The sequence below is a fragment of the Peribacillus sp. 05N428 genome (genome assembly GCF_056397085.1).
The window spans coordinates 1-1,530 of record NZ_JBFTMS010000109.1 but is presented as its reverse complement, the minus strand read 5'-3'; the positions used below and the strand labels follow the sequence as shown (position 1 = coordinate 1,530).

General features: G+C 41.0%; 1 protein-coding gene and 1 pseudogene. Both read right to left on the bottom strand.

All coding sequences use genetic code 11. The annotated features are described in order from the left end of the window. Positions 1-978: pseudogene (locus AC1DIV_RS29915) on the bottom strand (hypothetical protein); the annotation flags it as partial. A gap of 166 nt (positions 979-1,144) precedes the next feature. After that, positions 1,145-1,530: hypothetical protein (locus AC1DIV_RS29910; protein WP_477577956.1), on the bottom strand; the 386-nt coding region annotated here is incomplete at its 5' end.

Below are 1,530 nucleotides of genomic sequence, written 5' to 3'. Positions count from 1 at the left end.
CTCAACTGGTGGTTCTACTGGATCTGTCGGCTTTTCTGGCTCAACTGGTGGTTCTACTGGATCTGTCGGCTGTTCCGGCTCAACTGGTGGTTCYACTGGATCTGTCGGCTTTTCTGGCTCAACTGGTGGTTCTACTGGATCTGTCGGCTTTTCTGGCTCAACTGGTGGTTCTACTGGATCTGTCGGCTGTTCCGGCTCAACTGGTGGTTCCACTGGATCTGTCGGCTTTTCTGGCTCAACTGGTGGTTCCACTGGATCTGTCGGCTTTTCTGGCTCAACTGGTGGTTCTACTGGATCTGTCGGCTTTTCTGGCTCTGGTTGCGGATTAGTTGGCTGCTCCGGCTCTGGTTGCGGATTAGTTGGCTGCTCCGGCTCTGGTTGCGGATTAGCTGGTACTTCCGGTTCTGGTTGCGGATTAGCTGGTACTTCCGGTTCTGGTTGCGGATTAGCTGGCACTTCTGGCTCTGGTTTTGATATTACTGGTTTTGATATTAATGTTTCTGTTTTTTCTTTATCTACAGTTGCAACTACATCATTAATATCATGAATATCAATACCTGTTTCAGATTCCATTTGTTCATCATTAAATGCAAATTGTCCATCCTTATTAACTTTTGCTTGGACTTTTTCAGTATCATGAAACGCATACTCATTAACACTTTCTTCATTCTGATAAGCAAATAAGTTAGAGGAATCAACTTCCTTTGGTTTAGAAGCAACAGCGACTAAATCATCGTATTTGTCTTCTTCTTCATCTTCAACCTCAAAATCGAACCCTAAATCTTTATCACTCTTATCAGGTTTATTTTTTTCAGATTCCCTTGTGGTAGCTTTCTGGCTAACCCCATTTACCTTATCATCGGACAAAGAATCTACCGCCATATAAGCTCCAATAGAAACTCCTGTTACAACTGCTGCAGTAATACTAATCATTTTAACGTTCTTTCCTACAGGCGCCATTTCCCCACTCCTAAACACACGAATTTTAATTTATATTTATATTGTAAACGAATAACCACTTTTTTACAAGGTTATTTCCAATAAATAGGGATAAGTACCTATAAGAAAACCCCTGTAATTAAGGAAATACAGAAAAAAGGTGCTTGCTAACTTAGCGATAGCAAACACCTTTTTTTCTATCTATTTACCTTTCAAATTCCATCGACATTTCCCTGTTCTTTTCCTCTGGGTTTTCTAATCCTTCTTCTAATTGACTTAATTCATTGGCTAAATCACTCTCTAAACTAGAATAGTTTAATTCATCTAGATCAGGTCCTAAAGGAAGGTCCAAGTCTAGGTCATCTTCTAGTTCAGGTTCTAATGGAAGGTCCAAGTTTAGGTCATCTTCTAGTTCAGGTTCTAATGGAAGGTCCAAGTTYAGGTCATCTTCTAGTTCAGGTTCTAATGGAAGGTCCAAGTTCAGGTCATCTTCTAGTTCAGGTTCTAATGGAAGGTCCAAGTTCAGGTCATCTTCTAGTTCAGGTTCTAATGGAAGGTCCAAGTTCAGGTCATCTTCTAGTTCAGGTTCTC